General features: G+C 59.8%; 20 protein-coding genes. 7 read left to right on the top strand and 13 right to left on the bottom strand.

All coding sequences use genetic code 11. From position 1 onward, the window contains the following. Window positions 1–237: 237 nt before the first annotated feature. From NTD81_RS15620 to NTD81_RS15635, 4 genes are all read right to left on the bottom strand, one after another. Window positions 238–663, bottom strand: coding sequence for a hypothetical protein (locus NTD81_RS15620; RefSeq protein ID WP_262183565.1), 426 nt, complete (start codon window positions 661–663; stop codon window positions 238–240). Next, entirely contained in the window at window positions 660–962 is a 303-nt protein-coding gene (locus NTD81_RS21375; RefSeq protein ID WP_315974698.1) for a hypothetical protein, read from the bottom strand. The genes NTD81_RS15620 and NTD81_RS21375 overlap by 4 nt, the downstream gene beginning before the upstream one ends. A 318-nt stretch (window positions 963–1,280) precedes the next feature. Further along, a complete protein-coding gene (locus NTD81_RS15630; RefSeq protein WP_262183566.1) occupies window positions 1,281–2,009 on the bottom strand; it encodes a TorF family putative porin in 729 nt (242 codons plus the stop codon). Between the two features lie 329 nt (window positions 2,010–2,338). Continuing rightward, window positions 2,339–3,691: an OprD family porin gene (locus tag NTD81_RS15635; RefSeq protein ID WP_410017167.1), complete on the bottom strand. Its 1,353-nt coding sequence runs from the start codon at window positions 3,689–3,691 to the stop codon at window positions 2,339–2,341. 466 nt (window positions 3,692–4,157) lie between these two features. Here NTD81_RS15635 and NTD81_RS15640 point away from each other — a divergent pair, with 466 nt between their 5' ends. Further along, window positions 4,158–5,510, top strand: coding sequence for a sigma-54 dependent transcriptional regulator (locus NTD81_RS15640; protein ID WP_262183567.1), 1,353 nt, complete (start codon window positions 4,158–4,160; stop codon window positions 5,508–5,510). A 5-nt stretch (window positions 5,511–5,515) separates the two neighbouring features. Here NTD81_RS15640 and NTD81_RS15645 read toward each other — a convergent pair whose 3' ends face one another. The 8 genes from NTD81_RS15645 to NTD81_RS15680 form a co-directional block, all read right to left on the bottom strand. Continuing rightward, complete coding sequence (locus NTD81_RS15645; protein WP_262183568.1) at window positions 5,516–6,751, bottom strand: hypothetical protein; 1,236 nt, start codon at window positions 6,749–6,751, stop codon at window positions 5,516–5,518. Between the two features lie 40 nt (window positions 6,752–6,791). After that, on the bottom strand, window positions 6,792–7,520 hold the full coding sequence (locus NTD81_RS15650) for a hypothetical protein (RefSeq protein WP_262183569.1): 729 nt from the start codon (window positions 7,518–7,520) through the stop codon (window positions 6,792–6,794). A 32-nt stretch (window positions 7,521–7,552) separates the two neighbouring features. After that, on the bottom strand, window positions 7,553–8,245 hold the full coding sequence (locus NTD81_RS15655; RefSeq protein ID WP_262183571.1) for a C39 family peptidase: 693 nt from the start codon (window positions 8,243–8,245) through the stop codon (window positions 7,553–7,555). Between the two features lie 63 nt (window positions 8,246–8,308). Continuing rightward, entirely contained in the window at window positions 8,309–9,163 is an 855-nt protein-coding gene (locus NTD81_RS15660) for a hypothetical protein (protein ID WP_262183572.1), read from the bottom strand. A gap of 46 nt (window positions 9,164–9,209) precedes the next feature. Continuing rightward, window positions 9,210–9,785, bottom strand: a complete 576-nt coding sequence (locus tag NTD81_RS15665) for an adhesin (RefSeq protein ID WP_262183573.1) — start codon at window positions 9,783–9,785, stop codon at window positions 9,210–9,212. Between the two features lies 1 nt (window position 9,786). Next, complete coding sequence (locus NTD81_RS15670) at window positions 9,787–10,236, bottom strand: hypothetical protein (RefSeq protein WP_262183575.1); 450 nt, start codon at window positions 10,234–10,236, stop codon at window positions 9,787–9,789. A 520-nt stretch (window positions 10,237–10,756) separates the two neighbouring features. Continuing rightward, on the bottom strand, window positions 10,757–12,109 hold the full coding sequence (locus NTD81_RS15675; protein ID WP_262183577.1) for a GntP family permease: 1,353 nt from the start codon (window positions 12,107–12,109) through the stop codon (window positions 10,757–10,759). A gap of 75 nt (window positions 12,110–12,184) precedes the next feature. Further along, window positions 12,185–12,706 carry a gluconokinase gene (locus NTD81_RS15680; protein ID WP_262183579.1) on the bottom strand — a complete coding sequence of 174 codons (522 nt, stop codon included), beginning with the start codon at window positions 12,704–12,706 and terminating at the stop codon, window positions 12,185–12,187. A 209-nt stretch (window positions 12,707–12,915) separates the two neighbouring features. On the opposite strand from NTD81_RS15680, the gene NTD81_RS15685 reads away from it, so the two are divergent. The 5 genes from NTD81_RS15685 to NTD81_RS15705 all read left to right on the top strand — a co-directional run bounded on the left by NTD81_RS15685 (window position 12,916) and on the right by NTD81_RS15705 (window position 18,375). Continuing rightward, window positions 12,916–13,947, top strand: coding sequence for a LacI family DNA-binding transcriptional regulator (locus NTD81_RS15685; protein WP_262183580.1), 1,032 nt, complete (start codon window positions 12,916–12,918; stop codon window positions 13,945–13,947). A gap of 51 nt (window positions 13,948–13,998) precedes the next feature. Then, window positions 13,999–15,825 (top strand): phosphogluconate dehydratase, encoded by a 1,827-nt coding sequence (gene edd, locus NTD81_RS15690; protein ID WP_262183581.1) that lies wholly within the window; start codon window positions 13,999–14,001, stop codon window positions 15,823–15,825. Between the two features lies 1 nt (window position 15,826). Then, on the top strand, window positions 15,827–16,717 hold the full coding sequence (locus NTD81_RS15695; RefSeq protein ID WP_410017168.1) for a D-hexose-6-phosphate mutarotase: 891 nt from the start codon (window positions 15,827–15,829) through the stop codon (window positions 16,715–16,717). Window positions 16,718–16,768: 51 nt separating this feature from the next. Then, window positions 16,769–17,467 carry a bifunctional 4-hydroxy-2-oxoglutarate aldolase/2-dehydro-3-deoxy-phosphogluconate aldolase gene (locus NTD81_RS15700; protein ID WP_315974699.1) on the top strand — a complete coding sequence of 233 codons (699 nt, stop codon included), beginning with the start codon at window positions 16,769–16,771 and terminating at the stop codon, window positions 17,465–17,467. 191 nt (window positions 17,468–17,658) lie between these two features. Continuing rightward, window positions 17,659–18,375: a carbonic anhydrase gene (locus NTD81_RS15705; RefSeq protein WP_262183582.1), complete on the top strand. Its 717-nt coding sequence runs from the start codon at window positions 17,659–17,661 to the stop codon at window positions 18,373–18,375. Here NTD81_RS15705 and NTD81_RS15710 read toward each other — a convergent pair. Then, window positions 18,372–19,028 carry a hypothetical protein gene (locus tag NTD81_RS15710; protein WP_262183588.1) on the bottom strand — a complete coding sequence of 219 codons (657 nt, stop codon included), beginning with the start codon at window positions 19,026–19,028 and terminating at the stop codon, window positions 18,372–18,374. The genes NTD81_RS15705 and NTD81_RS15710 overlap by 4 nt on opposite strands. Window positions 19,029–19,378: 350 nt before the next feature. Here NTD81_RS15710 and coxB point away from each other — a divergent pair, with 350 nt between their 5' ends. Continuing rightward, a complete protein-coding gene (gene coxB, locus NTD81_RS15715; RefSeq protein ID WP_262183589.1) occupies window positions 19,379–20,503 on the top strand; it encodes a cytochrome c oxidase subunit II in 1,125 nt (374 codons plus the stop codon). Window positions 20,504–20,507: the final 4 nt, after the last annotated feature.

The following is a 20,507-nucleotide window of genomic DNA, read 5'->3' on the forward strand; positions in this document are numbered from 1 at the left end:
GGTGAAACGCTTCTTCATGTCCAATCTCCTGGGTTCTGGGATTGGACTCTAAAGCTGAGCGCTACTCAAATCGGGGGAGACGTCGAGACATGGCCACTGCCCCATCGGTGGGACAGCGATATGGAAAACCTGTAGTGCTAAAAATTGAAGCCCTGCAAATGTACCAGCAGAGCTTGAAGTTTTCTCAGGCTGAGAATGGCGTATGGTTAACGAGTCAAGTCCCCATTTTTTTATACATCAGGAATAGCCTTCGTCTCCGACCCGATCAGCCTTATAACGAGCAGATTCTTCTTTGGCAGCACTAAACCATTCAGAAAAACCAGAGTAAGAAAAGCTATCCCAAGGACTTGATTTCGGCCTTGAGTAATCATAAATCCGAACACTTGAATCCCCTCCCTTGCCTCCATCAAAGCAAGCGAGAACCACCCAGCCATCATTATACAATCCAGACTCATCTTGAATAATTGCAAATGGAACCAGAGCAGTCCCTGGAAACTTCAAAAGCATAGAACCATAATAAAAGAGAGAGAGCGCCATATCTTTCGTTAGAAAACGCCAAGGCGCTATATCTATCTCACCAGCCAAAACCACATTTAGATAGTCCGTAGGAAGTTGAAAACCATCTGGCAAAATTGGAAGTTCATACAAAAAAGGCTTCATCATTTCCCGCCTCCAGAAATACGTGGTGGCTCTGTTGAACCGTAAGGATTGGAAGCAGAAAAGCCCCCTGACTGTTTATTTATACGGCCAGTTATTGCCTCTCCCCAAGTATCAAAATTCTGCCACCCTCTCGCCTCTTGAATAGCAGGCGTCAATGGATCGTCAAATCTACGAACGCTAGCATTCACGTCAATCCCCGCTTCTCTGGCAGCAGCAATTCGAGTGTTATCCATACTAGTCAGCTTACCATCCGGCATTTTCACGACATCAACCGGATCACCTTTCCAGCCATTGGTTTTCATGCTCTGGACTAAATCGTCGTAGGTGTAGTTCGTGCCAGAAATCCGATCTGTCTTGTTAAACGAAACAGTATTCTGCGAGAAGCGAATCTCATCAGCAGCATAAGTTGCTGCATTGCCTAGGTAATCCCCCCATTTTTAATCTTCGCCAGAACTAGAACTCACCTGCATTGAAGTAAAAACGCTTTGAACGTCACTTTTATTGACGGCATTGAGTGCTGCGTTGGGGAGTACTGTATTGCGGTCTTTCTAAAACGGTTTTATTCGGTTCGGTGGGTTGTTAAGCGGCAAGTTGCCGGGTGCAGCCTGCCGCTCCAAGGGTTAGAACGACTTACTTACCCCCAGCACCACCGTTGCAGCGCAGAGGTCGTCGTAGCCGTTGTAGCTGTAGCATTCGCTTTTCGACAGGTCGCTGGCGACGTAGCTCAGGGACCAGTCGAGGGACAGCAGGGATTTGCTTAGGCCCACTTCCCATTCGTTGTAGCGGCTGCGTAGTTTGCCGTTGCTGCGTTCCAGTACGTCGTCTTTGAAGTCGACTTCGCCGTAGCGCAGGTTGAGGCCCAGCTCGTAGGGCAGTTCGGTTTGGTAGCCGAGGTAGAGGTAGGAGGAGCTGTTGTCGTTCAGGTTGGGCGTATAGAAGCCGCCGACGTAGAGGCCATAGGCGTTGAACTGGAAGCCGGCTTCGTCGGACTTAAGTGAAGATTGGTGGGTGTATTCGTAGTGCAGGTAGCTGAGGTCGAGGCTTAAGTTGTCGTCGATGGCCCAGTTGTAGCCGAGCATGTAGTCGATCTCTTGGCGGGTGCGGCTGCCGCTGCCGAAGTCGACGTTGGAGCTCCAGATACCGGCGTAGGCGCCGCTGCTGTGCTGCAGCGTGGCGCCGCCTTGTAGGGCAGGGTCGCCGAGGGTTTGGGAAATGCCGCGAAAGCGATAGTCGCTGACCAAGGCCGCGTTGAGATCGAGGCTCCAGTCTTCATTCAGGGTCACCGCTTGCGCGGCAGCACTGGCGGCTAAGCAGAGGCTGGCACAAGCCAAGCGCAACAATTTATTCAAGATTCACCCCATATACAGCTGACATAGGCCTGGCGTGCCAGGCGGGTTAGATGGTGGTGCTGGGCGCACAAAAGGGCGAGTTTACCGTATTGGCGTAACGAGGGCGGTCTGATGCCCGCGCCGTTTAGTTGCGTTTGAGCGTTGCCAGGTACTGCGTTTAAGTCGCTGCTTAAGCCGTGTTGGGTGGCCGAAGCTGTTTGCCTCAGGCCAATGGCGCGAGGTTGTTCAGGTTGGTCATGCACGGCATTCGACAGACGGTAGCGCCTGCCCAGCGTCGGGCCACCGTGGTGCTACAGCCGTGCTAAGGCACACGGCTGCGCAGTGAAGGGTTACAGCAGGGGGATGGCGTAGTTGACCAGCAGGCGGTTCTGATCGGTGTCTGCCACTGCGTTGCCACGTAGCGCAGCGTTACGCCAGGACAGCCCCAGGCCTTTGAGTGGGCCGCTTTGTAGGCTGTAGTCGAGGCGAAAATCGCGCTCCCATTCCTCTTGCGTCCCGGCGCTGGCGGTTTGGATATTGCTGCCGCGCAGATAAGCCACTGAGGCCTTTAAGCCGGGAGCGCCGAGGGCGCTGAAGTCGTAGCTGTATTCGGCAAATGCGGTGCGCTCACCGGCGCGGGTAAAGTTGTGAATTTGTCGGTCTGTGAGTAGGTAGACACTGGCACCGGCGGCGCCCTTATTGCCCTCTAGGCCGCCTTGGTTGGCCTGGACAAACGCACTGTTGTGCGACACCTGCTGATAGCCCGCTAACAAGGCGTGTTCGCCATAGCTGTAAGTCAGCGCCGCGCTCCAGGTGTGGTTGTCGATTTCGCCGGAGCCATCGTGACTGTAGCCGCCCACGCGATAGCCTTGCGCGCGGCCGCTGCTTGAGGCGTTGGCGCCATCGGCGGTGGTGCGAAAGTAGCGCAAGTCGAGTTTGAGGCTGTGTAGGTCATTGAGGGTGAACTGCTCGGTGAGGCCGAGAAAGTGCTGGCGGTAATAGTCCTCGAGGTTGGCGTAGTAATACTGCGCCAGCAGCCCTGGCTTGGGCGTCCAATCCGCGCCGGCCAGCCATAGGTGATTACTCTCCTGGCTCGCGCCGCTGACCGCTAAGCCTGTGCGGTCCGATGAGGAGCGGCCCGAGGCCCGCTCAATCAAACCCGCGTTGAGGCTCAGGTTGTCGATGTCCTTGGAGTTGATCAGGCTGCCTTCAAAGGTTTGCGGCAGCAGACGCCCGTCGTTGCTGACCAATACCGGTAAGCGGGTTTGCAAGGTGCCATAGCGGATTTCACTGTGCGCCACTTTGGCTTTGGCGGTGAGGCCCAGGCGACTGAATTGATTGACTACCGAGCCGTCGCTCTCCAGCGGGAAGAGTTGCCCGGGAGTGCGGTCGCTGTAGGATTTATGCGCCTTGCCGCCGCTGTCCAAACGCACGCCGAGCAGGCCTAGGGCGTCCACGCCAAAGCCAACGGTGCCTTGGGTAAAGCCAGAGCTGAGGTTGAGTTGGAAGGCTTGCCCCCATTCCTCGTTTTGCCCGTTGTAGGCCGCTTTGCCGCGTTCGCTTTGGCTCTCGCGATTGTCGTTGTTGAAGTACAGATTGCGCAGGCTCAAGGTGGCCTGGCTGTCTTCGATAAAACCTGCTGCGTGGCTTGCTTGGCTCAGCATGGCTAATGTGGTCGCTAATCTTGTAATTGTTGGTTTCACGGCATTCCTCCATGACAGGCAATGCCGATTGGTTGGCCGGTATGGCATTGCCCCAGCTCATCCCCATAGGGGCCGGTGCGGCCAGTTATAGGGCTTCGTCGGGGTGTCTCAGGTGGGAATATTCCGAAAGTGGCTAGGCGCACCGCGCCGTTGGGCCGACCAATTGTGCTTATGGCCTAGGGGCGTGTTGCCAAGCGCTGATACTTGGCCATGACGCTGAATCCGCAGGTAAAGCCAGGGATTGCAGGCACCACGCTGAGGCCCGCAGGAGCTGGTTAGGGGAGCGGCAGAGCACGCGCTAATGCCTGCGCGAAAACCGTTCGCCGGGAGAGCCCGGCAGAATGTGCGCGGCGTCTAAAAACCGAGACAGCACTAGGCGTGCGGGTTGGCTATCTGGTCAGGAATGTACTTTAAAGTCATATCCTCAATATTACGTTCCTGCACCGGCCTGAGTGTGAGAGCTGCCATGTTAGAAGCCTTGGCACGTACTGAACGCAGATTACTGATCGTTGATCCCTGTAATGAATGCGAAAAGTTAATACCCATATTGAGAACAAGCGGCTGGAGCGTCGAGTTGCGCGGGCTGGGTGAAGGTTGCGCAGCACATTACGACGTTGGCTTGCTACGCCTGCAGTCCAAGCACCTGCACAGCCAGGAGCCGATTAAACAATTGATCCAGGCCAGCGGTACGGAGTGGATTGCCGCGTTGAGTCCGGACCTGCGCCAAGGCGCCGATTTCACGGGGCTGATCGGGCAGTGGTTCTTTGATTTTCATACCTTGCCCTTTGATGCTGAGCGTTTGCAGTTTGGCTTGGGCCGTGCCCTGGGCATGTCGCGTATGCGGCGTATTACGGCGCCGCTGCCGCCGGCCCAAGACAATCAGCTGCTGGTCGGCAACAGCTCGGATATCAAGGCTTTGCATGTGCTGCTCGGCAAGCTGGCGCGGACTTCCTCGCCGGTGTTGATCCGGGGTGAGAGCGGCACCGGCAAAGAGTTGGTGGCGCGCACGATTCACCAGCTATCGGGGCGTCGCCAAGGGCCCTTTAGCGCGATTAATTGCGGCGCGATTGCCGCTAACTTGATTCAGTCGGAACTCTTCGGCCATGAAAAGGGCGCATTTACCGGCGCCCATCAACGGCAGATTGGCCGCATTGAGGCGACCGATGGCGGCACCCTGTTTTTGGATGAAATCGGTGATCTGCCGCTGGACATGCAGACCAACCTGCTGCGCTTTATGCAGGAGATGAGCATTGAGCGAGTGGGCGGGCGCCAGGCGGTTAAGGTCAATGTGCGCATTCTCGCGGCGACCCATGTCGACTTGGAGCGGGCGGTGGCGCAAGGGCGCTTTCGGGAGGACCTCTACTACCGCCTCAATGTCTTGCAGGTGCAGACCTCGCCACTGCGCCAGCGCGTGCAGGATATCCCGCTGCTGGCGGATTACTTCTCCAAGTCCTATGCCTGTGAAGTGGGCCGGCGGCCCAGACCTTTTAGCGCCGCTGCGGTAACGGCGATGCTGCTGCACCCTTGGCCGGGTAATGTGCGTGAGCTGGCCAATCGGGTGCGGCGTGGGCAGGTGATGGCGGAAGGGCGGCAGATTGAGCCTGAAGATCTGGGCCTAAGCAGTGGCGCGATCGAGGAGCACTCGGCCTCGTTGGATGAGTGCCTGTTTCTCGCCGAGCGCAAAGCGCTTGATATGGCCTTGCTGCGCAACGGCTGGCACATCACCCAGGCGGCGAAGATGCTTGGGGTTTCCCGCGCGACCCTGTACCGCCTGCTGCACAAGCACCATATGCTCGCCGACACTCCCCATAGCGCCTGAGTCGCTTAGAAGTAGTAAGGGAATTTGATGCTGAAGGAGAAGTCCGGCGCATCGGGGGTCAGGCCGATTGAGAGGTTGGGCACGGCGGTCAGGTCGCTGTTCACCGCATAGGTCATGCCGATATTGAAATAGGCGGCGTTGGCATCGCTGCCAATCACGGTTTGCCAGCTTTGGCCGGCCGGTTTGACCTTGCTGCTTTGGCTGATCAGTTCAGTGAACGACATCGACATGCTGGCCCGTTCATTCAGGGCGAAGGCGACCCCGGCACCGAACTGAAACCAGTTACCTAGCTGCACTTTGCCCGGCACTTTTACCCCACGCTGCGGGCTGATATCGCTGAAGCTTTCTTCCATGTTGTAGGTGTACGACAGGTTGCCAAAGACCACCGCTGGATCGAGGGTTTTAACCAGGGCAATGCCGGGCGTGATCGACCATACGCCGTTGCCGGTAGGCAGGTCTTCGGGGATGTTCAGGTTGTTGTTGCCCGGCACCGCATCGAGCTTAATGCCATAGGGCTCGACCCCCGTGGGGGCCTTGACCCGCAGGCTGACCACCGCATCGGGTTTACCGGGGCCTTCGTCGAGGAATTTATAGGACAAGCCGACGTTTACATCACCCAGGCGACCATCGCCGTTGACCTTGGCCTCGCTGATTTCTGCTGTCGAACCGCCGGCACCGGCTGATTGATAGGTGGTTTCGCGGTAGATCCACGGTGCGTTGACGTCCACCTGCCAGCGCGTGCCCCAGTTATAGCGGGCGGTCAGGTCGAAGGTGAAGGTGTCGGCATTGATCTGGTCGACGCCTAGGTTGCCGAGAAAGATGGCATCCAGAGCGAGAAAACCATTAAGGAATAACTGCCGTGAATCGTAGTGGCTGTAAGTCAGGCCCGGTTCGATGCTGAAGGTGCCGCTGCCAAAAAAACCACTGGCTTCCTGATAAATATTTTCGACGCTGCTGGGCGGCTCGGCGTTTTCTTTGAGCTGGGCGCCATAACCACTGCCGCTCTTGTTTGCACCCGCTTGGGCGACTTGGCTGGGGACGGCGCTGGTGTCGCGTTCTTCGATCTGGCGCAGGCGTTGTTCCAACACCTTCAGCGCTTGCTGTTGCACCTGATAGCGCTCTTTCAGGGTGCGCAACTCATCCAGCAACAACTGCACTTCAGGCGGCGTGCTGGTGGCGGCCAGCGCGGTGTTGAGTGTGGCAAGCAAAGGCAGCAACGCGAGATGTTTGCAGGTCGGCATGAAGTGTTTACTCCTGAGCAGCGAAGCGGCCGCGGATGAGTCAGCGAATCGGGCACAGCAAGCGCAACTGCTCCAACGAGCTGCGCATATCCAGCGTGCTGGGCAGCTCACGCAGGGTGATGGCGAGGCTGGTCTGGTTGCGCACATTGTTCAGGTCGCCGCCGACTGCACTGTGCTGGCTCATCCCGCCCGCGCCGATCTGCTGAGTGCTGTTGCCCTGGCCATTGCCGGCCTGGATGGCGATGGCCAAACCCCCGGCCTGGTTGCTCATGCGCACGGTGCCGGCGCTGTTGCTATAAACCTGTGCGCCATTCCCGTTGGGCTTGGGCAGTGGCGCTTGGGCGTTATTGTTGTGGTCGAGGCGTACCTCGAGATGGTTTTCCCCTTGGTTGGCATCGCCGGCCACGCGCACGCTCTGCGCAATGCCGTGGACGCTATCCAGCCCCGCGCCGCCCAACACTTGGCCGCGGCCTGGGTTAACTGCCGTGCCGTTGCCTGATTTTTCGATGGGGGTGGCATACAGCACCGGTTGCGCCTGGCCGCTGCTGAGGTGCATGCCGATTTCACCACCGATGACCTGGCCGGAGGCGTTCTCCCAGGTGGAGGTCATGACGATGCCGAAGCTGACGATGCGGTCGGGCAGCACGTAGCGGCCACGCAATTGCGCCAGCTCGTGGTCGCTGAGCTCCAGAGCCTTGAAGGCCTCGCTGGCGTGTAGCGGCACACTTACCAGCAGCGCCAGCACCAGCCAACTTAATTGAGTGTTCATGCAGCCTGCCTTGGCACGCCTGCCTGATAGGTTTAGAAAAAGTCGCTTTGAATAAAACCAAACTCCATCAACTCGGCGTCTTTCACCGGGCTGAAGCTGTTAATCCGTTGCCTCGCCGTCAGCGGTTCTGGCGGCGTCAGCAGCGCGTTGTAGCGGTCATAGCCAGGGCCGATGAGGGCGAAGACGATGCCGTTCCAGCCTTTGGCAAACTCCTCAAGCGGCATCTTCTTGTGCCCCAGCACGGGGTCGCCCAGGTAGACGTAGCCCTTAAAGGTCCGTTGCAGCACCACAAAGTGTTTGTAGCCACGTACATCGTGCAGAACGATGCTGGGCACTTTGAGGTTTTCCAGCTTGTCCTGTTCGATACGGTAACCACGGGCGCGCAGGCCCAATTTGTCGGCATAGTTCTTCATGTCGAGCATGGAAAAACCTTGGGTCAGCACCAGGTTGGGATCGGCGTTGGCGAGCATGCCGCGGATCACTTCTGCCTCTTGCAGGTTCCAGCCATAGGCTTTGTTCAAAATGGTCGCCAAGGCGGCCGCCCCGCAGGAAAAATCCGTCTTCTGCTCGACCAAATCCTTAAACCGGCGCTCGCGAATACTCAGCACCTGCTTGTAGGCCAGGTTGTTGCCGGGCAGGGCGGCGAAGCGGATTTCCGCGCCCTGGGCAACGTGCACGGCAGGCGGCAGCAGGAAGAGGCTGAGCAGCCAAGGGAGGCTTCGCATGGCACAGGTCTCGTTAATGAGTGGAGCCGATAGCACCGGCCCCACTCGGGTCGCAACGACGCTTTACAGTCCGGATGGGCAGGCACTGCAGCCGGCCGCGATGGCCAGGCTGTTGTTTTGCTGATTGCCACCACCGGCCGCGATATTGATGCCGACGTTGCCGGAGGCATCATTAAACGAGCTGTACAGGGTGGCGTTGTTGACCACTGGGGTCTGCGCGACTGGGTCTTCGCTGGGGTCGTTCGGCTGGGTCGGTGGATTGTGCGAACCACCCCGGCCTGCGGCGACCACACCCAGACCATCAGCCACTTCATAAACATCCCCGGCGCTGTTCTCGGTGACATTGCCGTGGGATTCCTGCAGCACATCGACGGTCGCGCCAGCGGTGTAGGCCGTTTCAGACGAGGCAATGGCCAGGTCGTTTTTCTGCTGGTTGAAATTGCCCGCTGCGGCGTTCACGCCGATGTTGCCTTGGGCGCCCCAGCCGGAGTTGGCGATGGCCGCATTGTTGGCGTTGCCACTGTTGGTCAGGGTGTTGTCATAGCCCTGTTGATCCACCGTGATGCTGGCTTGGGCGCTGTTGCCTTGGGCAGAGCCGGCGCCAAAGACAAAGGCCGCATCCGCGGTGGCGATGGCGGCGGCATTGGCTTGCTGGTTGTTGTCGCCGGCAGCCACGTTGGCGCCTACGTTGCCGCTGACACCATTGAGCGAAGAGTCAATGAGGGCGTTGTTTTGCGTCCCTTCATTGGTCACTTCATTGTCGTAGTTGTTTTGCGTGTCAGTCACGGTTGCGCTGGAGCCGCTGGCGCTGGTGACAGGGGGTGGATTGCCTGGTGGATTCTTGCCGGCAAAGGCACTGGTGGCCAGCACTGCAGCCATTGCGAAAGCCAGCGGGCTTAAGATCATTGACGCTTTCATGTTGACTCTCCTCACGGATTGCTGTGATTTTTTTGTTCCATCCAGATCAGTCCATGACCCGTATGCTTAGGTTGTTGGCAGTTCTGTTTCCAACCCCGGCACTCTGGTTCAACTGCACCACTCCACTGCTTCCTGCGAAGGCTTTGTCACTGGTTTCAACGACCCGCTCGCCCTGGTTTGGGAGCAGGTCATGCAGCGTTGAAGTAGGCGCTGTGCTTTGTGAGAGCACGGCGTCATCTAGGCTTTGCGGCACGGCACCCACCGTGATGCGCAACAGGTTCAGGTTCTGGTTGGCGATCCCGGCACTTTGGTTAAGCCCGGTTATGCCGTTGTTGTGGCTGAAGGCCTGGCCCTGGGTGCGGGCTTGCGCGTCGATGCCATCAGGCAGGCTGATGGAGTTGTGCTGCAGCTGTTCAACCCGCACGCGGGGAGCGGGCTGCGCGCCAATGGCAAGCACCCGTACCTGGCTTTGCTGCTGATAGTCACCGCCGGCTTGGTTCACGCTGGCAATGCCGTTGAAACCGTGCAGGCTGTCGTGCACCGTCGCCTGCATGGCTACCGGCGGCGCGGCGGCTAACAGGGGCGCACAGAGCAGCAGAGGGGTTAGCCATAGGCCGCGCATGTTATTGCCCGCCCAGTTGTTGCAGTGGCCGCAGACCTTGCTGAATTCGGTTATTCAGTTGGCCACTGAGGTTGCTGCTGGCCCCTGAACTGCCGCCATTACCCGCGCGATGATCGGATGCTACCCCGGGCATATGTTGTGGCTGCATGGGCTCCGTCGAAGTGCTGGCGCCGCCCAGAACGCTGCCTGCACTGGTGTTGCTGAGGGCGGCGCCAGTGGCCACGGCGGCGAAGTCGGCGTCGCTGAGTTCTCCGGTGGTGACCCTGTGGGTGATCGCGCCAGGATTGCTAACCAGTGGATTAGGGTCCGGTACCATCGGCGCACGTGTGGCGGTGCGGGGCTGCACTTCGCGGCTGATGATGATGTCACCGGGCTCAGCGGTGACCTGAGTTAACGGGGCGCTGAGTGCGATGAGCACTGCCCAGATGAGCGCCTTGTACTGCCCGCGCATGGTGCCGTTCCTTTTTGCCAAACGTAGTCATCGACTGACCTACTGGAGTTGGCAGTACAGGCTTGGTTCGTGCCATGTCTGTACAAGGTCTTATCTTTCAATTGGTTAATATTGGTAGAGGGGATTTTGCCGGGAGCGTTTGTGTCAGCGCTGAGACAGCCCTTGGCGCAAGCTGGTCTGTCTGAATGTTCTACGTATGGCGTTCTAGAGCGTTGCAGCGAAGCGCGCAGGTGTGTATCGCCAATGAGACGACAGCCGCTACGGCGGCCAGTTTTGACTGGACAAGGGAGGCTTGAGCCGCGCGCTGGGGAGGTGAGGCCAGCTGAGCGCAACGGGGCGCAGTCGGTCTGGGGTTAGATTGCCGCAGAGGGGAAGCAGAGGGGCCGTGGGCTGTCTCAGAACTGATGCACAGCCTAAACCTTAGGTATGGCGGCCTTGGCTACGGCTGCTTGAGCCGCCTGGACAAACAGCTAGTGGCACCGGGGGACAAGGCGCTGATTTATCCCCCGGCGTGGCTCGTTTAGACCACCAACGACAGCAGCAGGATAAACACCAAGCCCGCCACGGAGAGGATGGTTTCCATGGCCGTCCAGGTTTTAAAGGTCTCGCTGATACTCATGTTGAAGTACTGCTTAACCAGCCAAAAACCGGCGTCATTGACGTGAGACAAAATCAGCGAGCCGGCGCCGGTGGCCAGCACCAGCAGTTCGCGATTAACCCCCGGCATCAGGTCCACCACTGGCAGCACGATACCGGCGCCAGTGATGGTGGCCACGGTGGCCGAGCCGGTGGCGATACGAATCAGCGCCGCCACTAGCCAGGCCAGCAGAATCGGCGAGATCTGCGCCTGCACCGCCACATGCCCGATCACATCGCCCACGCCGCTGGCCACCAGCATCTGCTTGAAGCCACCACCGGCGCCGATGATCAAAATAATCGCCGCCGTCGGTGCCAGGCTGTGATCGAGCAACTTGCCCAGGCTCTGGGCGTTAAAGCCACGGGCATAGCCGAAGGTGTACAGCGCCAGCAGCAGCGCCAAGAGCAGGGCGGTGATGGGGTGACCGAGCAAATCCAACCAGGCGCGCAGGCCATGCCCTTCGGGCAGGATCACGTCAGCAAAGGATTTAAACAGCATCAAAAACACCGGCAGCAATATGGTCGCCAAGGTCACGGCAAAGCTGGGCAGGTTGTCTCTTTCAATGCTCGGCGCCAGCTGCTCGACCAGCTCCGGCGAGGCCAGCCCGGGGATGCGTCGGGCGATCCAGCTGCCGTACAGCGGCCCGGCAATAATCGCTGCCGGCAGGGCGACGATAAAACCGTAGAGGATGGTCTTGCCGATATCGGCGCCGAAGATACCGATGGCCAGCAGTGGCCCCGGGTGCGGCGGTACCAGGCCGTGGATCGCCGACAGGCCGGCGAGCAGGGCAATGCCGATTTTCACCAGCGGCACGCCGGTATGGCGGGCGACGATAAACACCAGCGGGATCAGCAGGATAAAACCGATCTCGAAGAACAGCGGAATGCCTACCAGAAATGCCGCCAGCATCATCGACCACTGCACCCGCTCCTTGCCAAAAGAGCGGATCAGGGTGCGGGCAATCTGGTCGGCGCCGCCGGACTCGGCCAGTAGCTTACCGAGCATGGTGCCCAGGGCCAGAATCACCCCGACAAAACCCAGCACACTGCCGAAGCCGTCTTGGAAGGCTTTAACGATTTGTGCCACCGGCATGCCGGAGGTCAGGCCGAGAAAGCCGGCGGCGATGATCAGGGCGATAAAGGGATGCAGCTTAAAGCGGGTAATCAGCAGGATTAGGCCAATGATGGTGACGACGGCATCGAGCAGGAGAAAGCTGTTGTGGTCCAGACCAAACATGGGGGGTGCCTCATTTTTAATTGTTCTGCGTGCGCCTGAGACAGCGCTATCTTTTTCCGGTGCAGCAAAATGGGCTTAGCTCTGCGTCCGCACCACCCACCAGAGATGCACGGTTTCCGCCAACTGCGGCACGGCTTCAGTGGCGTCTAAGGCCAGGGTCAGGGGTTCGCCCAAGGGCGGTTCGAGGGTGGCGAACTGGCTGTCGATCAGGCTCGCCGGCATAAAGTGCCCGGGCCGTTGTGCGACCCGGGCAGCGGCCACTTCGGGCGTCAGCTGCAGGTAGATAAAACCGAGTCCGCTGACTGCCGCGCGCAGCTGCTCGCGGTAACTGCGTTTGAGCGCCGAGCAGGTGAGGACCACCCGCTGCCCGTGAGTCAGGGCTTGTTGCAGTTCCACTGCGAGCTGACTGAGCCAGCCGGCGCGATCTTGGTCGGTGAGTGGGATGCCGCTGCGCATCTTGGCGATATTGGCGGGTGGGTGGTAGGCATCGCCTTCAATCAGGCTGGCGCCACTGCGCTGGGCAATGGCTTGGGCAATGCTGGACTTCCCGCAGCCGCTGACCCCCATCACCACCAGGGCATTAACCGGTTGCAACATAAAGCACCTCAGTTGAGATAGCGCTGTCTTTGCCGTCCTCGCTGAATGATCCGGCGCTAAAGCCGAGTGATTCACTCAGTAAATGGGGCTGTACGGCTGGATAGCCGTTTAAAAGACGGATTTCTGTCATGTGAATGCAGCAAGCGATTGCCGAATCTTCAAGACAGCGCTACCTTAATGCCAGATTTTTTCTTTGACAAGCAGCCGCCATGCCCACCGCCCATCACGAAAAGAACGCTCGCACCACCGGGCGGCCGACCCTTAATGAGGTGGCCAAGCGCGCCGGAGTCAGCCCGATTACCGCCTCCCGGGCGCTGCGCGGGATCAGCACGGTGGCCGAAGAGCTGGCGCAAAAAGTTCGTGATGCCGCCCGTGAGCTGGGTTATGTGGTCAACCCGGCGGCGCGGGCCTTGGCTTCGGCGCAGAGTCAGGCGGTGGTGGTGTTGGTGCCGTCGCTGGCCAACCAGTTATTTGTCGAGACCCTCGAGGCCATCCACAACGTCATGCGGCCCAAGGGCCTGGAAGTGCTGATCGGTAACTTCCATTACTCCCGCGATGAAGAAGAGAACCTGCTGCGCAACTACCTGGCCTATCAGCCGCGGGGCTTGCTGCTCACCGGCTTTGAGCGGACCGAGAGCGCGCGGCGGATGATCGAGGCCAGCGGCGTGCCGTGCGTGTACATGATGGATCTGGACCCCGGTGCGGGCCTGCACTGCGTTGGTTTTTCCCAGCTGGATGCCGGCGCCACGGCGGCGCGGCATCTGCTTGAGCGCGGGCGCAAGCGCCTGGCTTTTGTCGGCGCGCAGCTGGACCAGCGTACCTTGCTGCGCGCCGAGGGCTTTCGTCGTGAGCTGCAACGGGCCGGGGTGTATGAGCCTAGTCTGGAGCTGTTAACGCCACGGCCGTCGTCGGTCGGTTTGGGCGGTGAGCTGTTTACCCAGTTGTTGGTCAGTCATCCGCAGTTGGATGGCATCTTCTTTGGTAACGATGACTTAGCCCAAGGCGCCTTGCTCGAAGCGCTGCGTCTGGGCATCAAGGTGCCAGAACAAGTAGCCGTGCTGGGCTTTAACGACTTGCCCAGCTCCGCCTTTATGGTGCCGCGCCTGAGCAGTATCCGCACGCCTCGCCAAGCCATTGGTCAGCGCGCGGCGGAACTGGTGCTGAGCCTGATCGCCGGTGAGACGGTGACCCAGCCAGTACAAGACATGGGCTTTGAATTGATGGTGCGCGAAAGCAGTTGAGACTGCTGTGGTCGTTGTTGTTGCCTAACCCCTTATCCAGGAGTGGATTGCATGCATCCCCGTGTTCTTGAAGTGACAGAGCGTCTGGTCGAGCGCAGCCGCGCCACCCGTCAACGGTATTTGGCCATGGTCGCTGACGCGGCCAGCCAGGGTCCGCAGCGCGGGCAACTGCAATGCGCCAACTTCGCCCATGGCTTGGCCGGTTGTTCCAGCGGCGATAAGCAGCGGCTGCGCCTGCTCGACAGCGCCAACGTGGCCATCGTCACCGCCTATAACGACATGCTTTCGGCCCATCAGCCCTATGAACAGTATCCGGAGAAGATCCGCCAGGCGCTGCGTGATATCGGCTCGGTCGGCCAGGTCGCGGGCGGCGTGCCGGCCATGTGCGATGGCGTGACCCAAGGCGAGCCGGGCATGGAGCTGTCTCTGGCCAGCCGCGAAGTGATCGCCATGGCCACGGCGGTGGCGTTGTCACACAACATGTTTGATGCGGCGCTGTTCCTCGGCATCTGCGACAAAATCGTGCCGGGCCTGCTGATGGGGGCACTGCGCTTTGGTCATCTGCCGGCAATCTTTATCCCCGCCGGGCCGATGACCTCGGGCCTGTCGAATAAAGAAAAAGCCGCCGTACGCCAGCTCTACGCCGAAGGCAAAGCCACCCGTGAGGAGCTGCTGGAGTCGGAGATCAAGGCCTACCACAGCCCTGGTACCTGCACCTTTTACGGCACCGCCAACACCAACCAGATGCTCATGGAAGTGATGGGCCTGCATCTGCCCGGCGCCTCCTTCGTTAACCCGGGTACGCCGCTGCGTGAGGCGCTCACCACTTATGCCGCGCAGCAAGTGACGCGCCTCACGCAGCAGAGCGGGCAGTTTATTGCGCTGGCGCATATCGTCGATGAGCGGGTGCTGGTTAACTCCATCGTCGCTCTGCATGCTACTGGCGGCTCGACCAACCACACCCTGCATATGCCGGCGATTGCTCAGGCGGCGGGGATTCAGCTGACCTGGCAGGACATGGCCGACCTGTCCGAAGTGGTACCGACCCTGACCAAGGTCTACCCCAATGGCAGCGCCGACATTAACCACTTCCACGCCGCCGGTGGCGTGGCCTTCCTGGTACGCGAGCTGCTGGCCGGCGGCTTGCTCCACGAAGACGTCAACACCGTGATGGGTCGTGGCCTGTCGCGTTATGCCCAAGAGCCGTTCCTGGTGGACGGCAAGCTGCAGTGGCGCGATGTGCCGACGGCCAGTCTGGATGAAAACATTCTGCGTCCCCTGGCCCGGCCATTCTCGCCTGAGGGCGGATTGCGGGTGATGGAGGGGAACCTCGGCCGTGGCGTGATGAAGGTGTCCGCCGTGGCGCCTGAGCATCAAGTGGTGCAAGCGCCGGTGCGCATTTTCCATGACCAGCAGGCCCTGGCCGATGCCTTCAAGGCCGGTGAGCTGGAGCGTGATTTGGTGGCGGTGATGCGCTTCCAAGGTCCGCGCAGCAACGGCATGCCTGAGCTGCACAAGATGACGCCATTCTTGGGCGTGTTGCAGGATCGCGGCTTTAAGGTGGCCTTGGTCACTGATGGGCGCATGTCCGGTGCCTCGGGCAAGATTCCTGCAGCGATTCACGTAAGCCCGGAAGCGATCGATGGCGGCCCGTTGGCGCGGCTGCGCGATGGCGACGTGGTGCGCGTCGATGGCAGCAAGGGCGAGCTGACGGTGCTGATCGATGCCGCCGAGTTTGCGGCCCGGGAGCCGGTATTGAGCGACTTGCCGGCCAATGTCGGCACGGGGCGTGAGCTGTTCGCCTTTATGCGCGAAGCCTTCAGCGGTGCGGAGCAGGGCGCCAGCGCTTTTACCCGCAATCTGCAGAGCTTGACCTAGGGTGTCGTTAAGCCGAGCCAAGCCACGTACGGCGCGAACGCAGCCGTGGGAGTCGCCGCTGCAGGCCCTGTTTAAGGGGGCGCAACAGGATGTGTTCAGTTGGCGCCGCCATCAGGGCCGCGAACTGCTGCTGATCAACCACCCGCTCTGCCAGGCGGTGTTTAGCGTGCAGGGTGCGCAGTTGCTGCATTTTCAGCCGCGCGGTGAACGGCCATTGTTGTGGTGCGCGGCGCGCTGGCCGCAAGTCGGGGCGATCCGTGGCGGGGTGCCGGTGTGCTGGCCTTGGTTTGGCCGCCATCCCACGGAAACCGGCTGGCCCCACCATGGCTGGGCGCGCCTGGATGATTGGCAGTTGCTCAGCAAAAGCAGCAGTGCGCAGGGCGTGCAGCTGTGCTGGCGCCTGCAATTGCACGACTGGCAGGTGGAGTTGGAAGCGCAGTTAGGCGATGCCATGCATCTGCAACTGCGGACCCGCCACAGCGACAGCGAGCCCTGCGTGCTCAGCCATGCTCTGCATGCCTATTGGCGCGTCAGCGATATCAACGCGTTGAGCATCAGCGGCTTGGAAGGTATCCCTGGGTATCACCTGCGTAGCCGGGAAGACTGCCAGCAGGCCACGCCCGTGCGCATCGCCGATGCCTGCCATCAGCTGTATAGCGTGGGCGCCGCGCTGCGTCTTAATGATCCGCACAGCCCCCGGCAACTGTTGGTCGACACCTGCGGCAATGCCAACACGGTGCTCTGGCACCCCGGCAGCCAGCCGCTGAATTTTGTTAGTTGGAGTGAGAGTTTGGCCTTTGTCAGCATCCAGGCCGCCGCCTGCGAAGCAAACAGCCTGACCCTCGCGCCCGGGCAGGACGCCGTGCTTAACCTGCATGCGCGCCTGCTGTAGATCCATGATCTGCCCACGTTTATTTGCCTAAACCGATTGTTGAGAACCGTTATGAATCAATCCACCCCGAGCGCCACGCAGACCCCGGCCGCAGTGCCGTCCATGGCCGAGAAAGTCCAGCTGATCGACCAGCTCTGTGCCGCCGCGCGGATTCTGCCGGTGATCACCATTGAGCGTGCAGAGCACATCCTGCCGCTGGCCGATGCCCTGAGTGGCGGTGGGCTGACGACCTTGGAAGTGACCTTGCGCTCGGACTTGGGGTTGGCGGCCATCGAATTGCTGCGCAAGGAGCGCCCGCATTTGTGCGTTGGCGCTGGCACCGTGCTGGATGCGGCGACGCTGGCGCAAGCCGAGGCGGCCGGCGCGCAGTTTGTGGTCAGCCCCGGCTGCACGGATGAACTGCTGCGTGCCGCCGTGGCCAGCCCACTGCCGCTGCTGCCGGGGGTGAGCAGCGCGTCGGAAATCATGCTCGCGCATGCCTTGGGTTATCGCCGCTTTAAGCTGTTCCCGGCGGAGGTGTGTGGCGGGGTCAAGGCGCTGAAAGCCTTCGCCGGTCCTTTCCCGGGTATCCGTTTTTGCCCCACCGGCGGGGTTAACCCGGACAACCTCAAGAGCTATATCAGCCAGGCCAATGTGATGTGCGTGGGCGGCAGTTGGATGCTCAATACGCAGTGGCTGCGCGCTGGCGAATGGCAGCGAATCCAGGACGCTACGGCCGAGGCGGTGGCTTTGTTCGCGACGTCGCTCTAAGCCCCCGTTTACCGCTGCCCGGTACTGTCCATGCCGGGTAGGCCTAAGCCTCAGGGCAGCGCCATTGATCGCTCGCACCGTAACTGGCCGCTTTAAAGCGCCTAGGCTGTGACTTCAACGCGCTGCTCACAGTCCTGTATTGGGCAGCTAAACTAGCGCCCATCCTTGATTCTTACGGCAAGAGGCTCCCCATGGACAAGCAACAGCAGCCCCCAAGCCCCGCAGTGGAGAGCGCGGAACAAGCCTTGCAGCATATCGTTGAAGGTTTTAAGCGGTTTCGCCACGAGGTCTTCCCGCAGCAAGAAGAGCTGTTTAAAAAGCTCGCCCACCAGCAAACCCCACGGGCGATGTTTATCACCTGCGCCGACTCGCGCATCGTGCCTGAACTAATCACGCAAAGTGCGCCGGGCGATCTGTTCGTTACGCGCAACGTCGGCAACGTGGTGCCGCCCTATGGCCAAATGAACGGCGGCGTATCCACGGCCATCGAATACGCGGTGATGGCGCTCAAAGTGCAGCACATCATCATTTGCGGTCACTCTGACTGCGGTGCGATGAAAGCGGTGCTCAACCCGGTCGATTTGGAGCGCATGCCTACGGTTAAAGCCTGGCTGCGGCATGCCGAAGTCGCGCGCACGGTGGTCGCAGAAAACTGTGGCTGCACCGACCACAACACCCTTGGCATCCTCACCGAAGAGAACGTGGTGGCGCAGCTCGATCACTTGCGCACCCACCCTTCGGTTGCGTCGAAAATCGCCAGCGGCCAGTTGTTTATTCACGGCTGGGTGTATGACATCGAGAGCAGCGCGATTAAGGCCTATGACGCCGAGCTCGGGCAGTTCCGCTCCCTCGATGAGGACGGCCCGCTGCCGCGTGCCACGCCCCGTTCGCGCTACCTGGCGGACTAGTCCTGCGCGTCGTCTCTCTTGAGCTGGAGCTCCACGCCCAGCTCACTGGACAGGCACGGCCAGCGCTGCCAGGCCGCATGGGTTTTGCCATTGAGCAGATGTTGGCGGTACACCGCGACCGTCGGCTGGGCAAAACTCGCCGGGTTGAGCAAGTGCTCCAAGGTCTTTAGCACCGCATCATCCAATTGATTAGCGAATTCTTCGCCGATCAACTGATGCGCCACCAAGTTGGCCACGGTGGTGTCGAGGGGCAGCAGCGGCACGCCGAGAAAGCGGATATAGCGATCATTGATCTCTTCCACAATCCGGTGGGCGAAGTAGGCCTCATCGAGTAACGCCTCAAGCCCTTGAACGTCGGCCATGAACTGTGGCGGCGCGAGAAAAAACTGCTCAGCGACATGCAGCAGCGGTTTGATCTGCGCGTCAATTTGCGCTTCCAGCGCCACCTCATAGATGGCCTGCAACATCTCTGGAACACGGCCGATATAGCCATGGATAAACCCCAGCAAGGTGCCTTCGGCATCTTGCGCAGGCAGACGAATACTACGGTGCAAAGTGGCCAGTCGTGGGCGCAATTGCATCGCTAGCTGGGATGTTGCGATTTCGTAGCTTTGAGCCCGCGCAATCACATCCTGCAGCGCATTGAGATTCATAGCCGAGGACCTACTGCCAGCGATGCGAAAAGGTCTGAGCCCCATGCTAAGACAAATTCTGCATATTCTTGATGAGCTTATAGTTGACCGTTATATCAAACTTTCGTCCTAGCACTCCAGCCCCCGTTACGTGCGGGATGTAGGGTTTTTTTAAACTAGCGCACCATTTTTGCTCACGTAATTGCCAGTTGTCGGGCCATGTCTATACTCGATTGCGAAAGGCAGTACCTGAGAACTCCGAATCAGCTCTGGCAAGCGCGGTTTTCACCTGCATTGATTGCCTGTAATTAGGTGATAAATGCCACTGTCAGGTTCGGCGGGATAACAAGAACAATTAAGGGGAACCCGCAATGATGCGACATCCACGTGTATGGATGGGCCTCCTGCTGTGGTTGGTATTCAGCTCGGCGCATGCCAGCTGGGGCGTCAACATGGCGCCAGGTGCCACCGAGGTCAGCCGCTCCGTCTTTGATTTACACATGACCATCTTCTGGATCTGTGTGGTGATCGGCGTCATCGTGTTTGGCGCGATGTTCTGGTCGATGCTGGTCCACCGCCGTTCCACTGGCCAAGAACCAGCGCACTTCCACGAGAGCACCACGGTCGAGTTGCTATGGACCATCGTGCCCTTGCTGATTCTGGTGGTGATGGCGATTCCGGCGACAAAAACCCTGATCGATATCTACGACACCAGCGAGTCGGAAGTGGATATCCAGATCACCGGTTATCAGTGGAAGTGGCACTACAAGTACCTGGGCCAAGATGTGGAGTTCTTCAGCAACCTGGCCACTCCGAAAGAGCAAATCAGCAACCAGGCCACTAAAGGCGAACACTACCTGTTGGAAGTGGACGAGCCCTTGGTGATACCTGTGGGCAGCAAAGTGCGCTTTCTGATCACCGCCGCCGATGTGATCCACTCCTGGTGGGTGCCGGCTTTTGCGGTGAAGAAGGATGCCATCCCCGGCTTTATCAACGAGGCCTGGACCAAGGTCGAGCAACCCGGCATCTACCGTGGCCAGTGCACCGAGCTGTGCGGCAAGGACCACGGTTTTATGCCGGTGGTGGTCGAGGTGAAGTCCAAAGAGGACTACGCCAAATGGCTGGCCGAGCGTAAGCAAAAAGCCGCTGCCGAGAAGGAGCTGACCAGCAAAGTGTGGACGCTGGAAGAGCTTATGGCGCGCGGTGAAAAGGCCTACAACAGCAACTGTGTGGCCTGCCACCAAGCCGGCGGTGAAGGCATGCCGCCGATGTTCCCGGCGCTCAAAGGCTCGAAGATTGCCACCGGGCCGGTGGAGGATCACAAGCACATCGTGTTCTTCGGCAAGCCTGGCACCGCCATGGCCGCCTTCGGCAAGCAACTGTCGGAAGTCGATCTCGCCGCGATCATCACCTACGAGCGCAATGCTTGGGGCAACGCCACCGGCGACATGGTCACGCCTAAAGACATCCTCGCGTTAAAACAGGCTCAGGAGTAAGGAC

Source organism: Pseudomonas sp. 5P_3.1_Bac2, assembly GCF_025465995.1.
GTDB lineage: Bacteria > Pseudomonadota > Gammaproteobacteria > Pseudomonadales > Pseudomonadaceae > Aquipseudomonas.